The organism is Pseudomonas sp. NFACC04-2 (genome assembly GCF_900119265.1).
Classification (GTDB): Bacteria; Pseudomonadota; Gammaproteobacteria; order Pseudomonadales; family Pseudomonadaceae; genus Aquipseudomonas; species Aquipseudomonas fluorescens_AA.
In genome coordinates, this window is record NZ_FPJC01000015.1 from 85264 (window position 1) to 103259 (window position 17996).

Annotated in this window: 18 protein-coding genes; 4 read left to right on the forward strand and 14 right to left on the reverse strand. The window is 60.7% G+C overall.

All coding sequences use genetic code 11. The annotated features are described in order from the left end of the window. Window positions 1–8 precede the first annotated feature (8 nt). The 4 genes from thrC to BT125_RS19690 all read right to left on the reverse strand — a co-directional run bounded on the left by thrC (window position 9) and on the right by BT125_RS19690 (window position 4181). On the reverse strand, window positions 9–1262 hold the full coding sequence (thrC, locus tag BT125_RS19675) for a threonine synthase (RefSeq protein ID WP_072409457.1): 1254 nt from the start codon (window positions 1260–1262) through the stop codon (window positions 9–11). 85 nt (window positions 1263–1347) lie between these two features. Then, window positions 1348–1779, reverse strand: coding sequence for a Rid family detoxifying hydrolase (locus tag BT125_RS19680; protein ID WP_083564528.1), 432 nt, complete (start codon window positions 1777–1779; stop codon window positions 1348–1350). A 27-nt stretch (window positions 1780–1806) separates the two neighbouring features. Next, the gene (locus BT125_RS19685; RefSeq protein WP_072409459.1) at window positions 1807–2979 is read right to left on the reverse strand and encodes an NAD(P)/FAD-dependent oxidoreductase; all 1173 of its coding nucleotides are present in this window, start codon (window positions 2977–2979) and stop codon (window positions 1807–1809) included. Next, window positions 2976–4181, reverse strand: coding sequence for a benzoate/H(+) symporter BenE family transporter (locus BT125_RS19690; RefSeq protein WP_072409461.1), 1206 nt, complete (start codon window positions 4179–4181; stop codon window positions 2976–2978). Before BT125_RS19690 ends, BT125_RS19685 begins: the two co-directional genes overlap by 4 nt. A 342-nt stretch (window positions 4182–4523) precedes the next feature. Between BT125_RS19690 and BT125_RS19695 the strand changes: the two genes are divergently transcribed. Beyond that, the gene (locus BT125_RS19695; protein ID WP_072409463.1) at window positions 4524–5915 is read left to right on the forward strand and encodes an aminotransferase-like domain-containing protein; all 1392 of its coding nucleotides are present in this window, start codon (window positions 4524–4526) and stop codon (window positions 5913–5915) included. Between the two features lie 74 nt (window positions 5916–5989). Here BT125_RS19695 and BT125_RS19700 read toward each other — a convergent pair whose 3' ends face one another. Further along, window positions 5990–6250 (reverse strand): YebG family protein, encoded by a 261-nt coding sequence (locus BT125_RS19700; protein WP_003205410.1) that lies wholly within the window; start codon window positions 6248–6250, stop codon window positions 5990–5992. Window positions 6251–6573: 323 nt separating this feature from the next. Between BT125_RS19700 and BT125_RS19705 the strand changes: the two genes are divergently transcribed. Then, a complete protein-coding gene (locus tag BT125_RS19705; RefSeq protein ID WP_053125067.1) occupies window positions 6574–7074 on the forward strand; it encodes a phosphate-starvation-inducible protein PsiE in 501 nt (166 codons plus the stop codon). Here BT125_RS19705 and BT125_RS19710 read toward each other — a convergent pair. Then, window positions 7071–7388, reverse strand: a complete 318-nt coding sequence (locus BT125_RS19710) for a DUF3509 domain-containing protein (protein WP_072409465.1) — start codon at window positions 7386–7388, stop codon at window positions 7071–7073. The genes BT125_RS19705 and BT125_RS19710 overlap by 4 nt on opposite strands. A gap of 498 nt (window positions 7389–7886) precedes the next feature. On the opposite strand from BT125_RS19710, the gene BT125_RS19715 reads away from it, so the two are divergent. Then, window positions 7887–8297 (forward strand): HPF/RaiA family ribosome-associated protein, encoded by a 411-nt coding sequence (locus BT125_RS19715; RefSeq protein WP_072409467.1) that lies wholly within the window; start codon window positions 7887–7889, stop codon window positions 8295–8297. 85 nt (window positions 8298–8382) lie between these two features. Here the strand turns inward: BT125_RS19715 and fecA are convergent, their stop codons facing one another. The 4 genes from fecA to BT125_RS19735 form a co-directional block, all read right to left on the reverse strand. Beyond that, on the reverse strand, window positions 8383–10719 hold the full coding sequence (gene fecA, locus BT125_RS19720) for a TonB-dependent Fe(3+) dicitrate receptor FecA (protein ID WP_072409470.1): 2337 nt from the start codon (window positions 10717–10719) through the stop codon (window positions 8383–8385). A 109-nt stretch (window positions 10720–10828) separates the two neighbouring features. Continuing rightward, window positions 10829–11788, reverse strand: coding sequence for a FecR domain-containing protein (locus BT125_RS19725; protein WP_072409472.1), 960 nt, complete (start codon window positions 11786–11788; stop codon window positions 10829–10831). Beyond that, window positions 11785–12273 (reverse strand): sigma-70 family RNA polymerase sigma factor, encoded by a 489-nt coding sequence (locus tag BT125_RS19730; protein ID WP_072409474.1) that lies wholly within the window; start codon window positions 12271–12273, stop codon window positions 11785–11787. The genes BT125_RS19725 and BT125_RS19730 overlap by 4 nt, the downstream gene beginning before the upstream one ends. A 129-nt stretch (window positions 12274–12402) precedes the next feature. Further along, window positions 12403–13278, reverse strand: a complete 876-nt coding sequence (locus BT125_RS19735; protein ID WP_072409476.1) for a helix-turn-helix domain-containing protein — start codon at window positions 13276–13278, stop codon at window positions 12403–12405. A gap of 139 nt (window positions 13279–13417) precedes the next feature. On the opposite strand from BT125_RS19735, the gene BT125_RS19740 reads away from it, so the two are divergent. Further along, window positions 13418–14320, forward strand: coding sequence for a DMT family transporter (locus tag BT125_RS19740; RefSeq protein ID WP_072409478.1), 903 nt, complete (start codon window positions 13418–13420; stop codon window positions 14318–14320). Between the two features lie 59 nt (window positions 14321–14379). On the opposite strand, the gene BT125_RS19745 is transcribed toward BT125_RS19740, so the two are convergent. The 4 genes from BT125_RS19745 to BT125_RS19760 all read right to left on the reverse strand — a co-directional run bounded on the left by BT125_RS19745 (window position 14380) and on the right by BT125_RS19760 (window position 17758). Beyond that, window positions 14380–15351: a 2-hydroxyacid dehydrogenase gene (locus BT125_RS19745; protein WP_072409480.1), complete on the reverse strand. Its 972-nt coding sequence runs from the start codon at window positions 15349–15351 to the stop codon at window positions 14380–14382. A gap of 211 nt (window positions 15352–15562) precedes the next feature. Next, window positions 15563–16312 carry a YkgJ family cysteine cluster protein gene (locus tag BT125_RS19750; RefSeq protein WP_072409482.1) on the reverse strand — a complete coding sequence of 250 codons (750 nt, stop codon included), beginning with the start codon at window positions 16310–16312 and terminating at the stop codon, window positions 15563–15565. A gap of 79 nt (window positions 16313–16391) precedes the next feature. After that, window positions 16392–16721 carry a hypothetical protein gene (locus BT125_RS19755; RefSeq protein ID WP_072409484.1) on the reverse strand — a complete coding sequence of 110 codons (330 nt, stop codon included), beginning with the start codon at window positions 16719–16721 and terminating at the stop codon, window positions 16392–16394. A gap of 134 nt (window positions 16722–16855) precedes the next feature. Continuing rightward, window positions 16856–17758 (reverse strand): chemotaxis protein CheV, encoded by a 903-nt coding sequence (locus BT125_RS19760; RefSeq protein ID WP_030139917.1) that lies wholly within the window; start codon window positions 17756–17758, stop codon window positions 16856–16858. Window positions 17759–17996: the final 238 nt, after the last annotated feature.

Sequence of the window (17996 nt, forward strand, 5' to 3'; positions counted from 1 at the left end):
TGGATTCCTTAGATAAGCGCTTCGGCCGATGGCGCGGTCACGTGATGCGGCAACACCCGTGGCTGGCTTTTGGACGAATCGGATAGAAAAATGGAGGTGTCTTTCAAACCGCTGCCGGTGATCAGGATCACGGCGGTTTGCGGTGTGTCGGGGTGCGTTTCTGCGTACTTGAGCAGGCCGGCGAAGGCGCTGGCGGCGCCGGCTTCCGGAAACACGCCGGTGCTGGCAGCCAATCGGGAGGCGGCTACGACAATGCTCGGGTCGCTGACGCAAATGAACTCGCCGCCGCTGGCGATCACCGCGCGCATGGCCTTGAGACGATCACGCGGCAGCGCCACATTGATGCTGCTGGCCAGGCTGGTGGGCGGTAGGCGCTCGGTTTGCTGCATCGAGCGGTCGTAGCGCCAGGCGCGATACATGAAGTTGCTGTGCTCGGCCTGCACGCCGATCAGGCGTGGGATACGTTCGATCCAGCCCAATTGCAGCAAGTCGAAAAAGCCTTTGTAGACCGAGCCCAGGATGCAGCCGTTGCCGACTGGCACGAACACCAGGTCCGGCACCTGCCAGTTGAGTTGTTCGCACATCTCGAAGGCGACGGTCTTCTTGCCTTCGCTCATGTACGAGTTGATCCCGGTGGTGCGGTTGTACCAGCCATGTTTTTCGCAAGCGTTGAGGCATTGTTCGAAGGCTTCGTCGTATTGCCCGTCGACCAGCACGATCTCGGCGCCGTAGCCTTGCATCTGCGCGAGCTTTTCGCGGGGCGCGCTCTTGGGCAGGTAAATGACGTTGTGCAGGCCCAGGCTGGCGCTCATTCCGGCCAATGCCGAAGCGGCATTACCGGTGCTGGCCACCGCCACGGTGCATGCACCGGATTGCATGGCGTGGGCCACGGCCAGGGCGCTGGCGCGATCTTTCAATGACCCGGTCGGTTGCCGCGATTCGTCTTTTACGAAGACTTTGATCCGGGCACCTTCGCCGAGCAGTTCCGGGCGCGAGTACAGCGGCGTATTGCCCACCAGTAACGGTGGAATGAACTGCGTCGAGCTCAACGGCATCAAGCGGTCATAGCGCCACATGCCACGGGCGTGGTCATGGGCCAGGCTGTCACGGGACCATTCGCGCTTGAGCGTCGGGTAATCGTAAAGCGCATCCAGGGCACCATCGATTTTGCAATGAGGGCAGTAGTAGCTGACCTCATGGGGCTGGTAGCTTCGATCACAAACCAGGCACTGCAGTACATACTCTCTGTACGAATTTTTCATGGTCACCCTCTGAAAGTACGCTGTGCTGGTGCCAGCGTCGGTCCGGCTCACCGGACCGACGGGCATTCCGCTGACAGAAGATGTTTCAGATCACCATGATGGCGTCGATGGCGACCAGGGTATTGCGTGCCAGTGCGCTGGCGCCGGCGGTGGTGCGGGCCGGATAGGGCTTGGTGAAGTACTCTTCCATGACGCGGTTGAGGGTCGGGAACTCACTCAAGTCGGTGATGAACGCCGTGACCTTGACCACGTTCGCCAGGGTGCCGCCTGCCGCTTCGGCCATTTGCACCAGGTTGTCGAGGGTCTGGCGCAGTTGGCCTTCGAAATCCTTGGCCAGCACTTCGTTGTTCAGCGCCGAGACCGGGGTCTGTGCCGACAGGTAGATGGTCTGCCCGTGGCTGACCTTGATGCCCTGGGAGTAGGTGCCCAGTGGCAGCGGCGCCTTGTCGGTGAAAATGACGTTCTCTTCGCCCAGGAATGGTTTGGCGGAGGACTGGATTTGAGCGGTGGTTTGCATGGTGACGTTCCTTGTTAAGTGGATGGGTTAGTGCAAATCGGCAACCTGCTTGACGGCCAGGCTGGAAAATTCCTCGTCGCGGCAGCGGGCCGGGGAAAAGTGCTGGTAGTTGAGTTGCAGCGCCGCCAGGTCGGCCGGCATGGCGATGCCCAGCGCCGCATGACTGCACAGGCGTGCAATGGCGGGCGCGGCCTGGATGCCGTAGCCACCAAGGGCGGCGAGCCAGATAAAGCTCTCTTGTTGCGGGTCCTGGCCGAGGACCGGCGAGCGGTCGGCGACGAAGGTGCGCAGGCCCGCCCACTTATTGATGATCGAGCGGGGGCGCAGGCGCGTGGTGTTCTGCAGGCGATCCATGGTGATGGCCAGGTCAAGCTCTTCCGGCAATGCATCGCAGGGCAACGACGGGCTTTCATCGCAGGGGGAGACGATCAGGCGTCCGGCTTCAGGCTTGATGAAAATGTCCTCGTCCACCGTGCCCAGGTAGGGGGTGTGGTGCACGTCGCACTGCGGGTCGACCGCCAGCACGGTGCGCCGCAACGGCCGGACACCGACCTTGGGCACGCCGCAGCGCTCAGCGATTTCATCGGCCCAGGCACCGGCGGCGTTGACCACGATGGCGGCTTGCAGTGGCTGGCCGTCCCGGGTGTGCAAGCGCCAGTGCCCGTCGCGATATTCGCCACGCAGCATTTCTGTCTCGCGCTTGACCACGCCACCACGGGTACGCAGGCCACTCAGGTAGGCGCCATGAATGCCATGCACATCCAGGTCGAAGGCGCTGGGCTCGTAGATCCCTGCGCTCCAGGCGCCTTCGGCGAGGTAGGGGACCAGTTCCTGCACGTGCTTGTCGTCGAGCAACTCGGCGGTGGGCACTTGCTCCAGCACGGCGTTGAAACGGGCTTTGAGCTTGTCCACCCGTGCCGCCTGGGCCACGATCAGTGCACCCCGCGGCGCCCATAGCGGATGTTCGGCCAAGCCCTCGGGCGGGTTCTCGAAAAAGCGTCGGGACGCACAGGTCAGCGAACGGATCTGCTGGTTGCCGTAGCTTTCCATCGAAATCGCGGCCGAACGCCCCGTGGTGTGATAAGCCAGTTGCTGCTCCTGTTCGAGCAGGCAGACGCTGCCATGGGCCGCCAGTTCATAAGCGGCTGAGACGCCGGCGATGCCACCACCGATCACGATAAAGTCGTAACGAGCGGTCATGGTCGGCTGCCCTCGGCGATAGCGGCGGCTTTGCTTTCCCGGGTGTAGGTCAGAACGAAGTGCGCCACGAGACCGAAGATCAGCCCCCAGAACGCGGCGGCCAGGCCGAGGAAGCTCATGCCCGAGGCCGTCACCAGAAAGGTGATCAGCGCGGCTTCCCGCTGCTTCTCGTCGGCCATGGCACCGGTCAGCCCGGCACTGATCGCGCCAAACAAGGCGAGGCCGGCGAGGGAGGCGATCAATTCCTTTGGCAGTGCGGAAAACACCGAGGCCAAGGTCGCGCCGAAGGTGCCCATCAGGATGTAGAACACCCCGCAGGCAATCCCGGCGATGTAGCGTTTGTCGCGGTCCTCGTGGGCTTCTCGACCGGTGCAGATCGCTGCGGTAATGGCCGCCAGGTTAAGGCCGTGGGACCCGAACGGGGCCATCAGGGCCGAGCCGATGGCGGTGACCGAAATGATCGAGCACGCTGGTGTGTTGTAGCCCGAGGTGCGCAACACAGCCATGCCGGGCACGTACTGGCCGGTCAAGGTCACCAGCGCCAGTGGCAGGCCGATGTTGATGATTGCGTGCCAGTTCCATTCAGGTGCGATGAAGACTGGATGGGCCACGGCGATGGTGATCGAGTTGCTGTTGAGTTCACCGAACGAGGCAGCCACCGCGCAGCCGATGATCAGCACCGACAGAATGGCGTAGCGTGGCGAAAAACGCTTGAAGACCAGGTACGCCGCGATCATCGCCAGCACCATCGCCGGTTGCAGCTTGATCGACGTGAACAGCTCGGCACCGAAGCGGAACAGGATGCCGGCGAGCATGGCGGCGGCAATGGCCTTGGGCAGGCGACTCATCAACTTGTCGAATGCCCCGGACAAACCGACCACTGCGATGATCACCGACGCCACCACATAGGCACCGATGGCCTGGGGCAGGGGCACGGTGGGCAGCATCGACACCAGCAATGCCGCTCCCGGTGTCGACCACGCCGTGATGACGGGAACACGCAGGCGCCAGCTCAGGAGCAGGCCGGTAATTCCGCTGCCGATGGAAATGGCCCAGATCCACGAAGACACCACGTCATCGGGCAGGTGGGCTTCCTTGGCTGCCTGGAACACGATAATGAGCGGGCCGGCGTAGGAAATGATCACGGCGATGAAGCCTGCGATGATCGCTGACAGCGATAGATCCTTTCTGAGTGTGTCCATGATGTCTCGACTTGGCGCGGCAGGAGCCCGCAGTGGATGATTGAGTCGATTGCTTCGATTCGAGATCAGTGTATTTGAATGAATTGAGTTGATTCAATAGGTGGCGGGATTGTTACGAGATATTTTTCTGCCATGACGGGGTTGTTTTAGTGGGTTTTTTTGTTAAAAGTTTGATTTATAATAAGATTATTTGTTGTAAAGATTTCTTCATATCTTATTGAGTAACGATTCAATAATCGTATCAATCGACTCAATTCGCCGAATTTGTCGAATTATTAGTTGCCTAACCTCCATGTGATATGCTCGGATATTCATCATTTCTACGATGGGCAGTGATCATTCATGTGGGTTCCCCAGCTAAGCGAGTTCAGCCAGCCGATGTATTTGTCGATTGCCGATGCGTTGGCGCGCGATATCAACAACGGCGTGCTGAACGAGGGCGATCGCTTGCCGACCTTGCGGGAGCTGGCGACCACCTTGAATGTCACGCCGGGCACTATCAGCCGGGCCTATAGCGAAGCCCATCGGCGTCGGCTGGTGCAGGGGGAAGTGGGGCGTGGTACTTATGTGCTCAACCAGAAGCAGCTGGAACTGCCGGCCAGCAACAGCGCCGCCGCGCCGTTGAACCTGGGACAATCCGAACTGCTTGATCTTTCGATCATCAAGCCCTACAGCGAGACCCTGGAGTATTGGTTGCGCGGCGCGCTGGTGGGCATGGCCAAAAGTACCGATTTCGCGCGCGCGCTGGATTACGCGCCGGACGGCGGTCACCCGGCGCATCGTGAGGCGGGGGCTCAATGGTTGCGTCATTCATTGCCCGACGCGCAATGGCAACAAGTGGTGATTACCGCAGGGGCCCAGCATGGCTTGATGGTCGCGATGAGCGCCCTGACCAACGCCGGTGACCTGGTGCTCTGCGAGGCACTGTGCTACCCCGGCATCATTTCCCTGGCCCACGGCCTCGAGCGTCGCCTGCGTGGCGTGCCGATGGATGACGAAGGCATCATCCCCGAAGCCTTGCGCGAACTGTGCCTGCGGGAGAGGCCGGCGATGCTGGTGTGCGTGGCGACCTGCCAGAACCCGACGGCGGCGATCATGTCGCAGAAACGTCGGGCCCAGATTGCCGCGCTCGCCGAGGAGTTCGATTTCATCATCCTGGACGATGACATCTATGGCTTCCTGGCTACCGATCCGTCGATCAAGCCGTTGTCGGCCTTTGCGCCGGATCGTTCGGTGTACCTGACCAGCCTGTCGAAATCAGTCATGCCGGCGCTTCGCATCGGTTATATCTACAGTCCGCCGAAATTGCTGTCGCGCTTGACGTCGATGGTGCGCAGCAGTGTCTGGATGCCGTCGCCGTTGACGGCACAGCTGGCCAGCAATGTGATTGCCGAAGGCCTGGACAAGAAACTGATCCGCATCCAGCGCAACGAGGCGGCGGGGCGGCAAGCGATCGCCCGGGAAATCTTTGCCAATTTCGAACTCAAGACCCAGCCGTATTCCTATCACGTCTGGTTGACGCTGCCCGAGCCATGGACCAGCGACGAGTTCACCATGCTTGCCCGGGCCAACGGCGTATTGGTGCTCAGCGGCACCCAGTTCCAGGCGGAGCGTTCAGGTACCACCCGGTGCGTGCGGTTGGTGTTGATGTCGCCCACCAGTCAGGACGAACTGCGCTTCGCCTTGACGAAGCTGGCGAGCCTGATCGATTCAGACCCGCGTCGTTATTACTAAAAAGATCGCAGCCTTCGGCAGCTCCTACACGGTTGTTCCATGTGGGAGCTGCCGAAGGCTGCGATCTTTTTTGGTTACTCGTCCGACGGGTTGAGCAGTTCGGACAAGGCGTCCGGCTGGCTCTTGAAAGCCTTGGCGAACACATCCCGATTCTTCGCCATGTAGATCCCGGCTTCTTCGACTTGTTGCTCGCTCAGCGATGGAACGGCTTTTTGCAACACTTCGGCCAGCAATTCGGCGAGCTCCAGCATTTTGTCATGACGGTCAGCTTCGGCTTTATCCATGAACAAGCGCTCCAGATCTCGGCTGCTGCGGTATACCACTTCGACGGCCATTCACCACCTCACATGCCTTCACATTGGTTTGTCTTTGCGACTACTGTATTTATATACAGGAAAAAGAATAAGCGAATCCTGTTGCTTTGGATAGTGGCTTTTTAATGTAGACCGATTTCGGCATGTGAGAGCGAAGCATGTGGGAGCAAAGCTTGTGTGGGAGCAAGGCTTGCTCGCGAAAAGGCCGCATGAAGCCCCCAAAAAGTGCCGGATACCAGCCTATCGCCATCTCACCTTCAGTCGCTGGCCTTTTTTCTGCATGCAGAACAACCGTCACGTCCAACCCGCATCATCCGGTCGAGCCGACCTAAGGAAACTACATCGTGAAAATAAACTGGGCCGAGAACCTGCGCCAGAACGTCCATCAACTGGCCGAGTCCCTGGGAAACCTGTTCGTCGAGACCTTCCACTACCTGGCGCTGTTCGCCATCGGTGCGGTCACCGCGTGGGCGGCGGTGATGGAGTTCTTGCAGATGCTCGAGGCGGGGCACATCAAGATCGACGACATCCTGCTGCTGTTCATCTACCTGGAATTGGGCGCGATGGTCGGGATCTACTTCAAGACCAACCACATGCCCGTACGGTTTCTGATCTACGTGGCGATCACTGCGCTGACGCGCTTGCTGATTTCCAACGTTTCCCACCACAGCCCGCCCGACCTGGGGATCATTTACCTGTGCGGTGGCATTCTGTTGCTGGCATTTTCGATCCTGGTGGTGCGCTACGCTTCGTCGCAGTTCCCCTCGGTGAAGATCGAGCACCCGCACCGCAAGGTCGGCGCGGGTTCCAGCGAACATGCCGAAGTGGAGAAGGGAGAGATTTAAAGGCCGGCGGCAGAAGGTGCCGCACCCTGCGCCTGCGGTGGTGGCAGCTTGATGTTGTCGCCGCCGGTCATGGCTTCGAGGATGGCCACGGCGCTGTGGCCCTGTTCGATGGCGATGCCGAACTGAATGCTTTGCACCAGGCGCTTGAGCCGTTCCGGGTCGTTGCGTTGCTGGGCGCTGATCATGCGTTTGGCGACGATGCGCCCGCTCTTGGACAGGGTCAGCATGATGCTGCCATCCAGGCCTTGGATACTCAGGTTGATTTGATAGTGCGGCGCAAAAGCGTCGGTAATGATCTGAAAAGGGTTGTCCATGATGCGTCACCGCCTGATTGAACGTGCAGTTGTTGACCGGCCGTGATCGGGATTAGTTCGCAACACCGGACCATCGGCCATTCCATGATCGTGTTCATCTCCAGATTCCTGGGGCCGGGCAGGTCTCAGGATCAAAAGATCGCAGCCTGAGACAGCTCCTACAGGGTGTTAGCAAGTGGCATGCCGGAAAAACCGTCGGACAATGATCCCGGCGCCCAGGCGCCGAACGCTCTGGAATGCGGCTGCCCGTTTCGGGGCAATAACGTGCGGATGTTCGTTGACGGTGCAGGAAGGGAGGCGATTTACAGCGGGTGGGCAGGGCGGGGCAACTCCCGACATTAACAGTGCCTTTGCCGGTTGTCCGGCTTTATTTGCAAATGGATATTTATATTTTTCCAGGGGTTGAATTGTTCTTCCGCCAGCCCGACTCTGTATTCAAGGGGCCGTTGCATTCACGTCGATGGCCCCCGGCGAGCTAGCTGAAATAAGGGATGAACTATGCAAATCCAAGTCAACAGCGATAACCATATTCAAAGCAGCATCCGACTGGAGGAGTGGGTACGTACTACCATCGAAAGCACGCTCGAACGTTATGAAGAAGACCTGACACGGGTCGAGGTTCATTTGCGGGACGAGAACGGCGACAAACCCGGTCCCCATGACCTGCGTTGCCAGCTCGAAGCACGGCCAAAGGGCCATCAGCCGATTTCCGTGACACACAAGGCCGATTCGCTGGAACTGGCGATCGAAGGCGCCGCCACCAAGCTTGAAAACGCCTTGGAGCATTTGTTCGGCAAACTGCGCGGCAAGCGCGCTGCCATTGCGACACCGACCGAATCCGTTGCCTTGGCCGATGCGCTATTGGAAGAAGAATTCCTGGAGAACGAACGGGCCGCACTCAACGGCTGAGCCCGATCGCTTAAAATCACTCACCGAACAGACGGGCCTGCAATCGCAGGCCCCTCTTGTTTCAGCGGTTCACCGTAGCCCCGAATCAAAACGCTACGGATGTCTGCACATACAACGTGCGTGGTTCCCCCACGTACTTGCCTCGGTTATTGTCGTCGAACGAGCGGGTGAAATATTGGGTATTGAAGATGTTCTTCACACCCACCGCCACGTTCAGGTCCGACAGTTGCGGGCCGAAATCATAGGCCGCGCGACTGCTGAACAGCATGTAGCCGGGAATATTGCCGGTACTGCCGTCGGCGCTTTCAGCACGGGTGTTGGCGTTGTCGGCAAACTGCGCGCTCTGATAGGTGCTGTCCAGGTTCAGCTTCCACGGCCCGTCCGTATAACCCACGCCCAGTGTGCCTTTGTGCTTCGAAGAGAATGGCACGCGGTTGCCTTTGTTCGGCCCGTCTTCACGAATGGTGGCATCGACGAAGGCATACGTGGCATACACGTCGAAACCGGCCAGTGCAGGGCTTAGGCCATCAAGGGCGTAGTTGATGCTGGTTTCGATGCCTTGGTGGCGAGTCTCGCCACGGGCGATGACCGAGTCGTTGGTCTGGTTGCTTTCATACTGGTTGTCGAAATTGATCAGGAATGCGCCGATCTCTGCCCTCAAGTTGCCATCGTCATAGCGGGTGCCAAGCTCCCAGGTGCGAGCCTTTTCCGGTTTCACTTCACCGCTGCTGACACGGTTGGGCATCTGGCTGTACTGCACACTGCCGAACGAGCCTTCGGTGTTGGCATACAGATTCCACTCATCGGTCAGGTGATACAGCACGTTCAATGCCGGCAAGGCGGTGTTGTAGTCGCCCTTGTATTTCACATTCGTCAGATTGTTGGTCTGCTGGGATTCGATCATTTCATAGCGAACACCCGGTGTGATGGTCCATTTCCCGATGTCGATCCGGTCATCGATGAAAAACGCATTGGCCTCGGTGCCCCCGCGCGTATCACGGTCGTTGCGGCTGGAGGTGGTCGGCAATTCGTTGCTGGCGATGGGCGTGCGGTATCGCAGTTCGTGGCCGGCCTCATTGATGTAGCGATAGCCGACGCCGACCTCGTGGCTGGTCGGGCCGAGGTCGAAACCTTGGGCGAAACGGGTTTCCAGGCCGCGTACCCAATATTCGCGAGGTGACAGGGACAGGAAGGTGCCCTGGTCCAGATAGCCGCTGCGCAAGGTCTTGGTGAAGAACGTACTGGCGGTGAATTCCCGGCGGTCCTGTTGGTAGCGGTAGCCGAAATTGACCAGGGTGCGACGGCCCCAGAAACGGTCGTTCGGACGTGTGGACTGATACGGGTTGGCATCGTAGTCGGCGACATTCAGGCCACCGGGCATATCGGCCTCGCCTTCGTAATATTGGGCCATGGCATTGAAACTGTTGGCCTCGTCCAGCTGGTAGTTGCCCTTGAGGATCAGGTCATCGATTTGTGTGTCGCTGTGTTCGCGCCAGTCGCCTCCGCGGCTGCCGGAATACAGCAGGGCACCGCCCAAGCCGTTGTCGGCGGTGCCGCCCGCCAGCAGATTGGAGGACGTTTTGAAGCCGTCATGGCTGGAAGATGGGCTCGTCTCGGTCTGGAGGCCCCCCTTTACCGTGGGGGCATCGGGAATCGCCCGCGTCACGAAGTTGACCACGCCGCCGACGTTTTGCGGGCCGTAGCGCACCGCGCCGCCGCCGCGCACGACATCCACCGCGTCCATGTTGCCCATGCTGACCGGCGCGAACGATAGCTGCGGCTGGCCGTAAGGTGCGAAAGGCACCGGGATGCCGTCCATCAGCACCGTGGAGCGTGAGGCCAGGCGTGGGTTGAGCCCGCGAATACCGAAGTTCAGCGCCATGTCATGGCTACCGGTGCCATTGTTTTCCGGTGCATTGACGCCGGGAATGCGATTGAGCACATCCCGCGCCTGCGTCGCACCCTGGCGTTCGAACGCTTCACGGCGGATGACGTCACGGGCGCCGGGGTGCTCGAAGACATTGGCTTGCGCGGCGTCGCCGAGCCAGTCGCCGACCACGGTGGTGGTGCCGATGTCCAGCGCGGTGGTGGCCGGTTGCAGGCTGAAGGCGTTATCTCCCTCGGGCCGGGCTTGCAGGCCTGTGCCTTCGAGCAGCGCGTTCAGCCCTTGCTCTGGGCTGTAGCTGCCCTCCAGGCCGCGACTCTGCAGGCCGGCGGTCGTCTGCGAGCCGAAGGAAATCAACACCCCGGCCTCGCGTCCGAACTGATTGAGGGCGTTTTCCAGTGACGACGGCGCGATGTGATAGGCCTTGGCATCGGCAGCCTGTACGCAAGGCAGTGCGACGAAACTCAAGCTGGCCCCCAGGAGCCATTGACGCATAGTACGGGCGAGCGGGGTGAGACGGGTAGGTTGCTGCGGCATGGATGAGGATCCCGAGAAGGTTGTATCGAAGTGGCTTTCCTTCTCTGTCACCCGAGGTGGGGAAAACGGCTCACGGTTGCGTGTTTTTTTCCAGCAGGACGGTCATGGTTCAAGCGCGAGCCTCGACCGAGACCCAATAGCGGGTAAAGCGGCGTACTTTTACCGGCAGGCTGACCTCCAGCAGATCGAGGATTCGTTCGCTGTTGTCCAGCGGATAAGTTCCGGAGATCAGCAGGTTGGCGACCGTCTCGTCGCAGTGCAATTGGCCGCGGCGATACCGGCCGAGTTCCTCGAGAAAGTCCGCCAGGCGCATGTGCGCGGCTATCAGCATGCCTTCCGTCCAGGCACCGCTGTTGGCATCCAGCGCCGTGGCGGGCCCGGCGCCGTTGATGCCAAGGCTCAGTTGCCGTGATGTGCCCAGTAAGGAAGACGGGCCGTGTCGGCTGCGAATGTCCACCTCGCCTTCAAACACCGCCACCTGGGTGTGTTCCGGATATTCGCGTACGTTGAACCGGGCGTTGCGGCTTTCCAGCCGGCCATGGGCGGTCAGTACGTGCAGGGGCCTGGGGTCCCGGGCGGCAGTCAACAACAGTTCACCCTCCAGCAGGCGGATCAAGCGCTGTTGAGCGTCGAAGCGAACGTCGACCGCGCTGCCGCTGTTGAGCTGCAACTGGCTGCCGTCATCCAGCACCAGGCGACGCCGTTCGCCCACCGGGCTGCGGAAATCGGCCATCAAGGGTGGCAGCCATTGGCGTTCGCGCAGGCCCCAGGTCAGCGCCGAGCCGGCCCCAAGCACCAGTAACGTTTTGAGCGCCCGCCGCCGCATGGCGGACTTCGGTGCATTGAGGGTCGCATGGGCTAACGCAGGGGATACGCTGCGCAGCCGTTGATTGACCCGTTGAATATGTTCCCAGGCGCGGCGATGTTCGCTATGGGCATCGAGCCATTGCTCCCAGGCTTGCTGTTGGCGGGTATCGAGGGGGCCTTGCTGCATTTCCAGGAGCCAGTGCACGGCCTGCTCGGCGACTTGCGCGCTGACGTCAGGTGCGCCATTGATCGACGGGGTCATAAGGCGAAGTAGCAGCGCATCGCTGCCTTGTTCAGATGGCGCTTGACCGTTGCCAGGGAAATCCCCAGTTCACGGGCGATTTCGTTGTAGGTCAGGCCATCGACCTGGGCCAGCAGAAACGCCTGCTTGACCGCCTGCGGCAAACCATCGAGCAGTTGGTCCAGTTCCGTTAGGGTTTGCAGGATGATTGCCCGTTCTTCCTCCGACGGCGCCACCTGCTCCGGCAGTTGGGCGAGGGTGTCGAGGTAGGCGCGCTCAAGGTCCTGGCGGCGGTAATGGTTGAACAGCACGCGCTTGGCAATGGTCGTAAGGAACGCGCGGGGTTCCAGGACAGGCTGCGGATCGCGCGTCGTCAGTACGCGCATGAACGTGTCCTGCGTCAGGTCGGCGGCACTCTCGGGGCAGCCGAGTTTTCTTCGCAACCAGCTGTTGAGCCAACTGTGATGGGCGTTGTAGAGCACTTCGACGGTGTGTGCAGGCGGCAACGAGGAACATCCCGACAGCGCTGAGCTGTGCTAGAGAACAAGAATTGTTCGCATTGTAGGGGTGCGGCTGTGGCTACGGCAATCGGGATCAGTGCCTGGTCGTTTCATTTGACCGGAGCGCGGTGGCGCCTAGCGCAAGAACGCCTGTCGATATTCCCCGGGGCTCGCCCCCACGGTCTGGCGAAAACGGTTGGTGAAGTGGCTGGCGCTGGCAAATCCGCAGGCCAGTGCCACTTCGCCCAACGGTTGTGAGGTGGTGCGCAGCAGGTGTTGCGCGCAAGCCAGGCGCCGGGCCAGTACATACTGATGGGGCGGCAGCCCGAAGCTTTCGCGGAACATCCGCGCGAAGTGGTATTCGGACAATGCGCACAGTGCCGCCAGTTGCCCAAGGCTGATGGCCTCGGCCAGGTGGCTGTCGACGTAATCCACCAGCAACCGTCGCTGGTGAGCCGCCAGGCCGCCTTTGAGGCGAAGCCCCTGGCGCTGGCCGACCTGGCTGAGCAGCAGGTGGTTGAGCAGGTCATGGGCCAGGCTAGTGGTCAGCAGGCGTTCAGCGGGTTCGTCCCAGTTCAGCGCGATCAACTGGCGAAAGCGCTGTGCCTGTTGCGGGTCGTCGAGGAACGTCTCCTCGTGCAGTTGTACTTGCCGTGGTTCGCGGTCCAGCAGCGTGATGCAACCCAGGGCGAATTGCTCAGGGCTGAAATACAGGTGGGCAAGGCGAATGTCGCCGTTGATGACCCAGGCCGATTCGTGTCCGGCGGGCAGTACGCAGAGTTTGCCCGGCGCCCCTGTGGTATCGGGTCGTTCACGGCGAAACGTACCGGTGCCACCGGCGATGTAGCAGGACAGCGTATGGTGGGTCGGCGCCTCGTAGTCCTGGGCGTCGTGATGGTTGCTCCACAAAGCGGCCGCCATGCCGTCCCCGAGCTCGGCGCTGTGCTCCAGGCGAGCGTTGGGCGAGCTGTTGAGGGCTTGAAAGACTTGCAGGCTTTGCAGTGTGGACATGATCGGTTCTCTCCAACGCCTTGCATCCTACTCCGTCGCCCCGTTCCTGCCAGCCCGCCAGCCGACAAAACCGCAAGTTTATGCAAGTGCCGCAGGGGCGGCGGCGTGACACTGAAGGCCATTGTCAGGAGCCGCCACCATGAACCTCTCGCTGTACCTGCTTACCGTGCTCATCTGGGGCACGACCTGGATCGCCCTGAAACTGCAGTTGGGCGTGGTCGCCATCCCCGTGTCGATTGTCTATCGCTTCGGTCTCGCGGCGCTGATCCTGTTTGCCATGCTCCTGCTCAGCCGGCGCTTGCAGGTGATGAACCGGCGCGGCCATTTGATTTGCGTTGCCCAGGGCCTGTGCCTGTTCTGCATCAATTTCATGTGCTTTCTGACTGCCAGCCAATGGATCCCCAGTGGCTTGGTCGCCGTGGTGTTTTCCACCGCCACCCTCTGGAACGCTCTCAATGCCCGGGTTTTCTTCGGTCAGCGGATTGCCCGCAACGTATTGCTGGGTGGTGCCCTTGGGTTGCTCGGGCTGGCGTTATTGTTCTGGCCGGAACTGGCCGGCCACAGCGCCAGCCCGCAAACGTTGCTCGGATTGGCGCTGGCGCTGCTGGGGACGTTGTGTTTCTCGGCGGGCAACATGCTGTCGAGCCTGCAACAGAAAGCCGGTCTCAAGCCATTGACCACTAACGCCTGGGGCATGGCTTATGGCGCAGCGATGCTGGCGGCGTGGTGTGCATTCAAGGGCATTGCGTTCGACATGGAATGGAACACGCGTTACATCGGCTCGTTGTTGTATCTGGTGATCCCGGGGTCGGTGATCGGCTTTACCGCCTACCTGACACTGGTTGGGCGCATGGGGCCGGAGCGGGCGGCCTATTGCACCGTGCTGTTTCCGGTGGTGGCCTTGAATGTCTCGGCGTTTGTCGAGGGCTACCAGTGGACAGTGCCGGCATTGGTGGGGTTGGTGCTGGTGATGCTGGGGAACGTGCTGGTGTTTCGCAAGCCGCGACCGGTGGCGACGAATGTCGCGCTAGGTGCCCGCTGAGGCAGTACGCCTGGCGATAATCCCGCAGCGAGGGAGCTTGCTCCCTCGCTGCGGAGGATTTATTTCCAGACTTGCGGGTTGACCAGGTTCTGCGGTCGCTCGCCCAACAAGGCACTGCGCAAGTTATCCACAGCAAGATTGGCCATGGCCTCACGGGTTTCGTGAGTCGCCGAGCCAATGTGGGGCAGGGTCACGGCGTTTTTCAGCTGGAACAGCGGCGATTCGGCCAATGGCTCTTTCTCGTAGACATCCAGCCCGGCACCGCGGATGCGGTTGTTCTGCAATGCTTCGATCAGCGCGGGTTCATCCACCACAGGGCCACGGGAAATGTTGACCAAGATGGCACTCGGCTTCATCAGGCCCAGTTCACGCTGACCGATCAGGTGGCGGGTCTTCTCGCTCAACGGCACCACGAGGCAGACGAAGTCGGCTTCGGCCAGCAATTGGTCCAATTCGCGAAATTGTGCGCCCAGCTGGTTTTCCAGCTCGGTCTTGCGACTGTTGCCGCTGTAGATAATCGACATGTTGAACCCCAGCCGGCCACGCCGGGCAATGGCTGCGCCGATGTTGCCCATGCCGACGATGCCCAGGGTCTTGCCATGCACGTCGCTGCCGAACAATTGCGGGCCGACCGTCGCTTGCCATTGCCCGGCCTTGGTCCAGGCGTCCAGTTCGGCCACGCGCCGGGCGCTGCTCATCAGCAAGGCGAAGGCCAGGTCGGCGGTGCTTTCGGTGAGCACGTCAGGGGTGTTGGTGAGCATGATCCCGCGTTCATTGAAGTAGGCCAGGTCATAGTTGTCGTAGCCCACCGACACGCTGGACACCACTTGCAGGTTTGTGGCGCTTTGCAGTTGCTCGCGGCCGAGCTTGCGACCGACACCGATCAGCCCGTGGACGTGAGGCAAGGCTTCGTTGAACTGCGCGTTGATGTCGCCGTTCGACGGGTTGGGGACGATCACTTCGAAGTCCTGGCGCAGGCGTTCGATCATGGGGGGCGTGATACGGCTGAAGGCAAGTACGGTTTTTTTCATCGTGCAAGGCTCATCTGCAGGGAATACCAAGCACGCTAACATTCCTGGCGCGGGTTAGGCGAGAGGGGAGTGTGATCGGCATGCCGCAAACTCCACGTGTGGGAGCGGGCTTGCTCGCGAAAGCGGACTGACATTCAGCATCAATGCAAGCTGACCCGACGCCTTCGCGAGCAAGCCCGCTCCCACAGGGACCTCTGTAACCGTCTGGCGCTTATGCGGCCCGCAGGGAAATGAAGGCGTAGGTGACCGGTGCTTCAGTGACCACCCGCGCGCCGCTGGCCGAGACCTGGTTGGCCACGTCCTCGCCGGACAGGTGGAACTGCCATTCGCCAGCCGCTTGGTCCAACGGCTGCGAGCGGGCTTGATCGATAGCGGCGGCAAACGCCGCCATGTTCGGCAGGTAGGCCGTGAATCCGTCGCCCTTCAACGCCGTCGTGTGGATGCCCAGGGACATGCAGATGCGTTCCTTGATCGCGATTTCCTCACGATCGGCCTGGCGTGAACGCTCGATCAACCGGGCCAGTTCCTGGTCTACCAATTCACCGCCAAGTATCAACTGCGGCCCCATTTCCCACGACTCCGGTGGGCAATCCTTGGCGGCGGTATCGAGCGGGATGTGTGGATTGATTTCCATGGGATAAATGCGGCACACCAAGGGCCTGCGCTCATAGATGCGGCACAGGTTTTCGTTGTCCAGATTATGGCAACGACCCACGTTATAAGCGGCGAACGTGATCGCCACCAGTGCGTCGCTCGTGCCGCTGCGGACCACCGCCGAGCGTCGTTCGGCATGTTCACGTTGCGCCACCGGAAGGCCGAGGCCATTGGGCAGGAAGGCCTCGACCAAGACAATCACCTGGCCGCCGTCATTGGCCCACATCCTGGCTTCGTCGAGGGTCAGAGGAACGTGATGGCCGGTACAGCATTTACCGCACCCTACGCAGGAAAACGTTGTGTTCATTGATCGACCGAGGGCAATAGGTTGAAAGCGGCGACAGAAAAACGCCGCGATAAGCCCTGAGAAGCAAGTTATGCGCCATTCATCGAGGGGCGTCGGTCGTGCGGATCGAGTCCCATTCGGTGACGAAGGCGGTCCTGGTTTTCTTGCGGTAGAGGCACAACTCGGTGCCGGTTGCGCCTTTCATGTGTTTCTGTGGGTATTGGCCTTGCAGCAACAGAGCGGTGTAGCCCACCCGGTCGTCGAATTGCGCGGCGGTGCCGACGGGTTCGGGCTCTTTAAGGCCGCTGGCCTTCAGGCAACTGGCGAGCACTTTTTTGTCGTAGGCGGCCCAGGCGTCGGGGCTGGAAGCCTGAGCCTGAAAGGCCATGACGGCAGTGAGACCGAGGAGCATCAGCGCAGGGGTTTTCATCAACAATGTCCTTGTTCAGGGGGAACCAGGACAGAAGTATGCCTGAGGTCGGATCTGTCTGAGGTTGGAGCCGTGTTCAGAGGCTGCGAGATCACAGCCTCCTGGCGCTCGGCCTGCCTTGCCACGGATGGGTATCAGCGCCCTTGTTCGGCGACGGCCTTGGCCGCGGTGATCAGGCACTTGGTCAATTCGGGTGACGAGAATTTGGTGAGTACCCCGTTTGCGCCGGCCAGCCGCGCTTTCTCACTGTTCATGGCGCTGTCGAGCGACGTGTGCAGCAACACGTAGAGATGAGCGAAGTCCGGTGTTTCGCGCAGGGTCCGGGTGAGGGCGTAGCCGTCCATTTCCGACATTTCGATATCGGAAACGATCAGGTTGATCTCCTGAGCAGTGCCCTGCAGCTCCAGCAGACAGTCGATGGCTTCCTTGGCGCTGCGGGCTGTATGGCATTGCAGACCCAGGTTGCGCAGGGTGTGCACCGATTGCTGCAATGCCACCTGGCTGTCATCCACCACCAGGATCCGGGCGTTGCCCAGGACCTCGGCGTCTTCCATGCTCAGTTCGGTCGGCGCGGTTTCGATCTGCGCCGGTGCGATGCCGTGGATAACCTTTTCGATGTCCAGCACTTGCACCAGCGTGCCGTCCACCGAGGTCACGCCGGTGATGAACGCTCGCACGCCGCCGGAACCGTAGGGCGGCGGTTTGATGTCGGTGGTCAGGCAATGCACGATCTTGCTCACCGCCTGCACATGCAGGCCTTGTTTGGAACGGCTCACGTCGGTGACGATCAGGCAGCCGCCGTCCGGATCTTCCAGGGGCCGCTCGCCAATGGCGCGGCTCAAGTCGATCACCGACAACGACGTCCCACGCAGGGTGGCGATGCCTTTGACGTGCGGATGGGACTCCGGCAGTTTGGTCAACGGTGGGCAGGGAATGATTTCACTGACCTTGAGCAGGTTGATCGCCATCAGCTTGCCGCTGCGCAAGGTAAACAGCAGAAGCGAAAGTGAATCTGCGCGGGCTTTGTTGGAAGACATAAAAACCTTCTGTGGAAAAAGGTGGGGCGAGCACGAAGATCGCCAAAACAGCTTTTGATATTGGGTTATCGACTTGTCGGGGGCAGGCTTTAGGACGAAAGCTGTCGACAGCCAATTTCAAGTCAGCGGTCTGCGGACGGCTCATCTTGTGGCGAGGGATTTAGCTGTGGCGAGGGGATTTATCCCCGATGAGTTGCGCAGCACCCCCAAAAAAGGCTGAACGCATTCAGTCTGATAC

What these genes read in the sequence shown, in the direction of transcription:
- thrC (WP_072409457.1), bottom strand. Translation starts at nt 1,262, where the DNA reads ATGAAAAATTCGTACAGAGAGTATGTACTGCAGTGCCTGGTTTGTGAT.
- BT125_RS19680 (WP_083564528.1), bottom strand. Translation starts at nt 1,779, where the DNA reads ATGCAAACCACCGCTCAAATCCAGTCCTCCGCCAAACCATTCCTGGGC.
- BT125_RS19685 (WP_072409459.1), bottom strand. Translation starts at nt 2,979, where the DNA reads ATGACCGCTCGTTACGACTTTATCGTGATCGGTGGTGGCATCGCCGGC.
- BT125_RS19690 (WP_072409461.1), bottom strand. Translation starts at nt 4,181, where the DNA reads ATGGACACACTCAGAAAGGATCTATCGCTGTCAGCGATCATCGCAGGC.
- BT125_RS19695 (WP_072409463.1), top strand. Translation starts at nt 4,524, where the DNA reads ATGTGGGTTCCCCAGCTAAGCGAGTTCAGCCAGCCGATGTATTTGTCG.
- BT125_RS19700 (WP_003205410.1), bottom strand. Translation starts at nt 6,250, where the DNA reads ATGGCCGTCGAAGTGGTATACCGCAGCAGCCGAGATCTGGAGCGCTTG.
- BT125_RS19710 (WP_072409465.1), bottom strand. Translation starts at nt 7,388, where the DNA reads ATGGACAACCCTTTTCAGATCATTACCGACGCTTTTGCGCCGCACTAT.
- BT125_RS19715 (WP_072409467.1), top strand. Translation starts at nt 7,887, where the DNA reads ATGCAAATCCAAGTCAACAGCGATAACCATATTCAAAGCAGCATCCGA.
- fecA (WP_072409470.1), bottom strand. Translation starts at nt 10,719, where the DNA reads ATGCCGCAGCAACCTACCCGTCTCACCCCGCTCGCCCGTACTATGCGT.
- BT125_RS19725 (WP_072409472.1), bottom strand. Translation starts at nt 11,788, where the DNA reads ATGACCCCGTCGATCAATGGCGCACCTGACGTCAGCGCGCAAGTCGCC.
- BT125_RS19735 (WP_072409476.1), bottom strand. Translation starts at nt 13,278, where the DNA reads ATGTCCACACTGCAAAGCCTGCAAGTCTTTCAAGCCCTCAACAGCTCG.
- BT125_RS19740 (WP_072409478.1), top strand. Translation starts at nt 13,418, where the DNA reads ATGAACCTCTCGCTGTACCTGCTTACCGTGCTCATCTGGGGCACGACC.
- BT125_RS19745 (WP_072409480.1), bottom strand. Translation starts at nt 15,351, where the DNA reads ATGAAAAAAACCGTACTTGCCTTCAGCCGTATCACGCCCCCCATGATC.
- BT125_RS19750 (WP_072409482.1), bottom strand. Translation starts at nt 16,312, where the DNA reads ATGAACACAACGTTTTCCTGCGTAGGGTGCGGTAAATGCTGTACCGGC.
- BT125_RS19755 (WP_072409484.1), bottom strand. Translation starts at nt 16,721, where the DNA reads ATGAAAACCCCTGCGCTGATGCTCCTCGGTCTCACTGCCGTCATGGCC.
- BT125_RS19760 (WP_030139917.1), bottom strand. Translation starts at nt 17,758, where the DNA reads ATGTCTTCCAACAAAGCCCGCGCAGATTCACTTTCGCTTCTGCTGTTT.